The organism is Microcystis sp. M53602_WE12, from assembly GCF_030065455.1.
Classification (GTDB): domain Bacteria; phylum Cyanobacteriota; class Cyanobacteriia; order Cyanobacteriales; family Microcystaceae; genus Microcystis; species Microcystis aeruginosa.
Map to the genome: position 1 here is coordinate 1 of NZ_JASJFB010000867.1, position 5,899 is coordinate 5,899.

Genomic DNA, 5,899 nt, shown 5'->3' on the forward strand with positions numbered 1-5,899 from the left:
AATCCTTATCTGGCAAGAGATTTAATTGATTAGTTCGCTCTAGATCGCAAACAATTGACAAAAATCGCGGTAATGTCTGTCTCTATAAGGGTTTCATTCCTTATAACCCCCATCCATTGCATAACACAAACCGAAGAGCCGTAAAAATTAACTGTCCGACTGCTCCGGCAATAATTCCAGCGATGACACTGCCAAATGTGCCTTGAAAACCTTCGGATATCCCTAAAAGACGACGACGCAAATAGGCATTTTGCCCCATTATTAAGGCTAAAGCAATACCAATGGCTAAAATTCCCGTCCAAACCGATGTCACCATCAATAATCGCTCTCGATCTTCTGTGGCATAATTTTGATTACTTTGTAAACTTTGTAAAGTGGTTTGAGCAATAGTTTCACCCAGTAAGGGTAAGATTTTGGCAAATCCTTGTCTTCCCGATGCGGTTTCACCCAACAAAAAGACTTCTCCAGGGTTATTTGCCTGTAATTGACGATAGGTGAATTGATCCGTAAACTGTATAACTAAGTGAAGTTGGTTAATCTGGTGAATCTGTAAACTTCTCTTAACCCCATCTAAAGATTTCATCGTTAAATCAGGAACTTGAGGAGGAGCATCCGTGATCAGAAGGATAACTTTAGTCGAATCTGAGCGAAAAGGCTGATTTGCTGCTAAATCTAAAGCATCTAAACTGCTTTCTGGAGCATCTCCGCCATTAACTTGTTGAATTTCCGCCACTTTTTGCCTAAATAAAGTCGGATCTGCGGTAAAAACTCCGTCGGGAAAGCTTAAAATCTGGCTTTCTTCCCCATATAAGCGATCGCCAAAGGCAATTAATCCGATTTTTGCATCTAGCTTTTGGCTGCTTAATTCTTGGGAAAACTGCTGAATTCCTTCTTTTACGCCATTTATCTCCTCATTCATACTTGCAGTGACATCTAAAACAAAGAGTATATCTACTTTAGGAATAGAGGGAGTGACAGGGGTAATAGCAGGGGGTAAGGCAAAATGAAGGAAAATTTCACCAAAAAGAGAAGCAATTAAGCACCCTCCCGCACCCCATAACCCAAAGAGCAGGGGTTTACTGATTTTTCTCGTTCGCTTCTGTCTTAAGCTAGTCATAGGCTGTTTTTGATCACCCTACTTCTCTATATCGTGACTTAGAGGAGAAGTTATGCAGAAGATCAACAAGCTTAGGCTTTAATTGCCAAAAATAGTCTTTTTAGACTTAATTTAAGATTAATTGATGATAAATAGCTCAAAAAAGGGTTATTTTTGGTTTTACCAGTTATTTGAGCTAGTTTCCTCAGTTATTCAAGATAAACCATAAATCTTCACAAAAATTTACAAATCAGATGGCATAATCGCTTTAGCTCAAGACGAATAGATCAGGAGTAGCCAATAAAACCAGATTTAGTCTGAGCGCAAGCCTTACGCCCCTACAATAAATAGGGTTTGCGGCAAAAAGTTTTTCCTGGGGGCAGGCTTCGGCCGTGAGCTCAGCGTTTGACAAAAGCTCACGCCGAGGTCCGAACGGTTGTGGGGTGTAGGGTGTAGGGTTTTAGCGATTTTGAGGGGGTCAATTACCTAATTTTCAGGGAAAAAGTCCCGGAATTTTCCACCCGATCACTCCGGGATCTGGTACTTTTTGGTTTCCAAAAAGTCTAAAAGTCTTACCCAACAAGGTTTTTAGATTTATTGAGTCAGCCCTAACTGCTATAAGAATTCATCTTTCTATCGTATTGAGGACGACAGGGACTGCCCCAAGCGACCTTTTGAGCGGGAATATCGGCAAATACGCTACTTCTTGCCCCAATAACAACATTAGAGCCAATTTTTACCCCCGGAGCCAGGAAACAATCGGCTGCGATCCAAGTACCATTACCAATGAGGATGGGAGTGGTTTTTAAGCTGAAAGAGCGATCGCTGGGATCGTGACTGCCAGTGCAAAGATAGCATTTTTGAGAAATCACACAATGACTGCCGATGGTAACGTTATCTAAACTATAAATCACCACATCATCGCCAATCCAAGTATAATCGCCGATCGCAACTTTCCAAGGATAAGAAACCCTTGCCGTCGGGCGAATTTTCACCCCAAGGCCGATTTTAGCCCCGAATAGACGCAAAACAGCGCAGCGAAAGCTATCCATCTGGTGCAAACTAAGGGGGAAAAGAATCCCCTGTACTAACCACCAAAGTAGGATAATTGGATTAGAACGACCGCGATCAAACCAAGATTGATCGTAGGTACGCAGATCTAGCCACGCTTCCTCATCGGTGCGGATTTCTGGGGACATAGGACTTATTTAATCATTTCTGCGGGTTGAGGTTCCGAGGGTTTAACCGGGGGATTAGCCTGGGCATTAACGTTTAATTTACCGCCAAATTGCCGTAATTCGTACAATTTAACCCCTATTTGGTATTCGTACTGACTCAAAAGACGACCGTAGATATAACCAGCTTTGCCATCCAAGAAACCGAGACGGATAAAATAAAAGAGAATAAAGCGCAGCAGCGGTTTAAAGGGCAGTTTTACCCAAATTTTCTTTAAAAAGCGTTTTCTCTGCACCGCATCACCGAACAGGTTCGCTCCGATCGTGCCGCTTTCGTCATTACCCGTGAGAATATTGTAATAAACCCGCGCTTCCCAGTTGGAATAACGATTATGTCTTTCTAACCAATGATAGATATCGCGGAAATCGATGTGCAGCATATCATTTTTCAGATATCCCACCTTGCCATCAAGGATAACGTGTTCATGAACTTCGTTATCTCCCGTGTTGGGGATATCTTCCGTGTTTAAATTCTCGTATCTGCCCGACTTATGTTTAAATAAACGCAGATTCCAGTCGGGATACTTGCCACCATAACGGATCCACTGTCCGAGGAAGAAGACGCGACGATTGAGATAATAACCGTTATAGTCGGGATCTTGGATCACGGTGGCGATTTCGTCCCATAGTTCGGGGGTGATTCTCTCATCACAATCGACGATTAATACCCATTCATTGCGAAAAGGCAGATTATCGAGGGACCAGTTTTTCTTTTTCGGCCAACGACCATTAAAATAAAATTGGACTACATTAGCCCCATAGTTGGTAGATATTTTGATCGAGCGATCGCTACTTTGGGAATCGACGACAAACACTTCATCAGCCCTAGCAACACTCTCTAAACAGGCGGGAAGGTTAGATTCCTCGTTTTTGGCGGGAATTAACACCGAAACGGGAATTTTTTCTGATTGACTAAACATTGGTACACTGTGGCTAGGTAGAGTGTTCGCATCTTTCCTTAAAACCCTTAGTCACTCAGAAAGCGAGAACTAGGACCTAAGATTTTTCTTGATCTTACTATACCTTATTTGGTTTTTTACCTAAAAATGTCGGCTTGAACCCAAGAGAGAGACTCCTAGAGACTTGCATATTCTCCCAGAAAATAGCGAAAAATTTGATCGCTAATTTCTAACTGCGAAATAGACGACTATACTGGGTTTCGTGGTTCATACTGGCAAAACTTAGCCCCCAACTCCAACTGCTCAGGTTTTCATCGGCTAAACTGATAATATCTGCTGTTGCTGTTAATAAACTGGGCTGTAAACCGATCAGAAGCGATTGTCCTAGGGTTTGTCCAAGGGGAATTAAACGCAATCCTGCATTGATTAAATTACTTGCCCAACTGTGTAAATAGCCTAAAACCGCTAATTCTTCGCCAATTTGCCAATGACTTGCCCCGATCGCAAAAGCGGTGGCATAATTAGCCTGTTCTGGTAGATTATCTCTGGCCGGTGCTAACTCCCGCAATAAGTTTAACAGCGATCGCCCCATTTGCCAGCTTTGTTGTCTTAATTCGGCCGTTTCCCGCGTTGCCGATAACCAATTATCCCAATAATTAAGTTTTGTAAAATCCTCTTGACAAAAACAACGATATACCCTTAGCAAAACAGCCGTTTCTAAGCGAATCGAGCCTTGACAAAGCGATCGCTCTAACCAATCATTTAAGCTGGCACTATTGGAGATAATCCCCTTTTCGACGAGGGTTTCTAGCCCTTCGGAATAACTATAGCCCCCCACGGGTAAAATGGGACTAGCCAATTGTAATAAACACAAAAGTTCTTTTTGATTGAGCATAGAAAACCGAGAAAATTGTCCTTAACACAATCAGGGAAATGCTTGGCACTTCGTTATTTAGATCGAGCGGATAGAAAGCGGCACTTTGTGAATTATACCGTGATTAATAGCCACAATTATCAACTACTATACTTAGGGTTTGCGGCAAAAAGTTTTTCTTGGTGGCAGGGTGTGGGGTGTGGGGTGTGGGGTTTTCCCCATTTTCAGGGAGTCAATTACCTAATTTTCAGGGAAAAAGTCCAGGGATTTTCCCCCCAATCACTCTCGGCTGGCACTTTTTGATTTCAAAAAAGCCTAAAGATATTATCCAACAAGGTTTTTAGATTTATTCAACCAACTCTACTTATGTCCTCACGAGAACAGCATTTTCTGAAAATAAATCTTGTCGTTCTCCTCTTGATTTTAGCTTTGACTGCTTGGGTTGATCGGGCAGAATTAAACTCTAGTCTTTTGTTTTATCCTCCCGCTACTCCCCCAACTCCGATCGCTGGTTTATTAACCCATTCTTTTCAATTGCTTTGTTGTTTCCCTCCGATTGTTTGCCTTTTTAGTTATGCTTTATTGTCCCGCAAGGCAAGTTTCAATAATTCTCGCCATTTTTTACTTGTTTCTGGCATAATAACGGGACTTTTTGCCATCAATGAAATCTTCAGAATTCATATCATTCTCCTCTATTTTAATATTTCCAAATTTTTGACTATCTCTGTTTATGCCCTCGCAATTCTGATTTATGGTTTAGCATTTTGGCGGCGAATAAGACAAACTTATTACCAAATTTTAATCATTGCTTTAGCACTTTTAACTTTTGCAATTGCTATCGATTTTCTCCAGCTTAAAAATCAAGGTTTTGCTAGTCTAAGTGAAGGAATTCCTAAACTGTTAAGTGCTGTGAATCTAGCTGGCTATTTTTGGGATGTATGTTTTCAAGAAATTTCAGCCCAGATCAAATCCCAATAAATTATCCATTCATCTGTTTAACCAGATGTAAAATTTCGGGAAGAATCAGTTTTTCTAGGGCTAATTTAACGGCATTAGTGGAACCAGGGAGAGAAAAGACTAATAAGTTTTGATAAACCCCAGCTATTGCCCTTGATGCCATGGCACGGGAGCCAATTTCCTGATAGCTGAGATAACGAAATAATTCGCCAAAACCGGGCAAAGTAATCCTTAATAAAGGTACTAAAGCATCATAGGTATTGTCTCTGGGAGCAATACCCGTACCCCCATTGAGAATTAAGACTTTTATCTGATTTTGATTGCTAATCTCTGGTAAGATTGCTTGAATTTGTAAGGGTTGATCGGGGATAATTAAGTATAGGCCGATATCATGACCCGATCGAGTTAGTAACTCTTGAATTATTTGGCCACTCCTATCCGTCTCTGGGGTACGAGTATCGCTCACCGTGACTACGGCACAGGTAAGGTTAAGGGGGGCGGTGTCGGGATGGGGATTGACACTCCCGTCACTAAAAGCGAGGGATTCTTGGTTCATCGAGTTTCCTTAATCTGACAGGACGTATCCAACATTCGCCAGAGCGCCCCCTTGGGGCAAGGGGGGGTCAGACGATTTAATCTTTTTTCTGCCTGGCGATAGTATTGCGGTATTTCTACCGTTTCCCCATAACTATTAGCGTAGAAAACTTTTAAGCCTACATCCAATCCTACACATCTTTGGCTCTTCGGTTTGTGTTATGCAATGGATGGGGGTTATAAGGAATGAAACCCTTATAGAGAAAGACATTACCGCGATTTTTGTCAATTGTTTGCGATCTAG

At 41.8% G+C, this 5,899-nt stretch carries 7 protein-coding genes and 1 pseudogene; 2 read left to right on the plus strand and 6 right to left on the minus strand.

Annotated elements, in window-relative coordinates:
• Window positions 1-100: 100 nt before the first annotated feature.
• The 4 genes from PX482_RS26435 to PX482_RS26450 all read right to left on the minus strand — a co-directional run bounded on the left by PX482_RS26435 (window position 101) and on the right by PX482_RS26450 (window position 4,125).
• Window positions 101-1,117, minus strand: a complete 1,017-nt coding sequence (locus PX482_RS26435; RefSeq protein WP_288027671.1) for a vWA domain-containing protein — start codon at window positions 1,115-1,117, stop codon at window positions 101-103.
• Window positions 1,118-1,704: 587 nt separating this feature from the next.
• On the minus strand, window positions 1,705-2,295 hold the full coding sequence (hpsU, locus tag PX482_RS26440; protein WP_004159371.1) for a hormogonium polysaccharide biosynthesis acetyltransferase HpsU: 591 nt from the start codon (window positions 2,293-2,295) through the stop codon (window positions 1,705-1,707).
• Window positions 2,296-2,300: 5 nt separating this feature from the next.
• On the minus strand, window positions 2,301-3,251 hold the full coding sequence (locus tag PX482_RS26445) for a glycosyltransferase family 2 protein (RefSeq protein ID WP_288123223.1): 951 nt from the start codon (window positions 3,249-3,251) through the stop codon (window positions 2,301-2,303).
• A 208-nt stretch (window positions 3,252-3,459) separates the two neighbouring features.
• The gene (locus PX482_RS26450; protein ID WP_288027670.1) at window positions 3,460-4,125 is read right to left on the minus strand and encodes an urease accessory protein UreF; all 666 of its coding nucleotides are present in this window, start codon (window positions 4,123-4,125) and stop codon (window positions 3,460-3,462) included.
• A 15-nt stretch (window positions 4,126-4,140) separates the two neighbouring features.
• Here PX482_RS26450 and PX482_RS26455 point away from each other — a divergent pair, with 15 nt between their 5' ends.
• Window positions 4,141-4,407 carry a hypothetical protein gene (locus tag PX482_RS26455; protein WP_288123224.1) on the plus strand — a complete coding sequence of 89 codons (267 nt, stop codon included), beginning with the start codon at window positions 4,141-4,143 and terminating at the stop codon, window positions 4,405-4,407.
• 63 nt (window positions 4,408-4,470) lie between these two features.
• Window positions 4,471-5,082, plus strand: coding sequence for a DUF8692 domain-containing protein (locus PX482_RS26460; protein WP_004159365.1), 612 nt, complete (start codon window positions 4,471-4,473; stop codon window positions 5,080-5,082).
• 1 nt (window position 5,083) lies between these two features.
• On the opposite strand, the gene PX482_RS26465 is transcribed toward PX482_RS26460, so the two are convergent.
• Complete coding sequence (locus tag PX482_RS26465) at window positions 5,084-5,617, minus strand: MogA/MoaB family molybdenum cofactor biosynthesis protein (RefSeq protein WP_004159364.1); 534 nt, start codon at window positions 5,615-5,617, stop codon at window positions 5,084-5,086.
• Between the two features lie 68 nt (window positions 5,618-5,685).
• Window positions 5,686-5,802 (minus strand): annotated as a pseudogene (locus PX482_RS26470) (transposase); the annotation flags it as partial.
• Between the last annotated feature and the right edge of the window lie 97 nt (window positions 5,803-5,899).

Excerpts from the sequence above, each read along its gene's own strand:
- PX482_RS26435 (WP_288027671.1), bottom strand. The coding sequence starts at position 1,117 with ATGACTAGCTTAAGACAGAAGCGAACGAGAAAAATCAGTAAACCCCTG.
- hpsU (WP_004159371.1), bottom strand. The coding sequence starts at position 2,295 with ATGTCCCCAGAAATCCGCACCGATGAGGAAGCGTGGCTAGATCTGCGT.
- PX482_RS26445 (WP_288123223.1), bottom strand. The coding sequence starts at position 3,251 with ATGTTTAGTCAATCAGAAAAAATTCCCGTTTCGGTGTTAATTCCCGCC.
- PX482_RS26450 (WP_288027670.1), bottom strand. The coding sequence starts at position 4,125 with ATGCTCAATCAAAAAGAACTTTTGTGTTTATTACAATTGGCTAGTCCC.
- PX482_RS26460 (WP_004159365.1), top strand. The coding sequence starts at position 4,471 with ATGTCCTCACGAGAACAGCATTTTCTGAAAATAAATCTTGTCGTTCTC.
- PX482_RS26465 (WP_004159364.1), bottom strand. The coding sequence starts at position 5,617 with ATGAACCAAGAATCCCTCGCTTTTAGTGACGGGAGTGTCAATCCCCAT.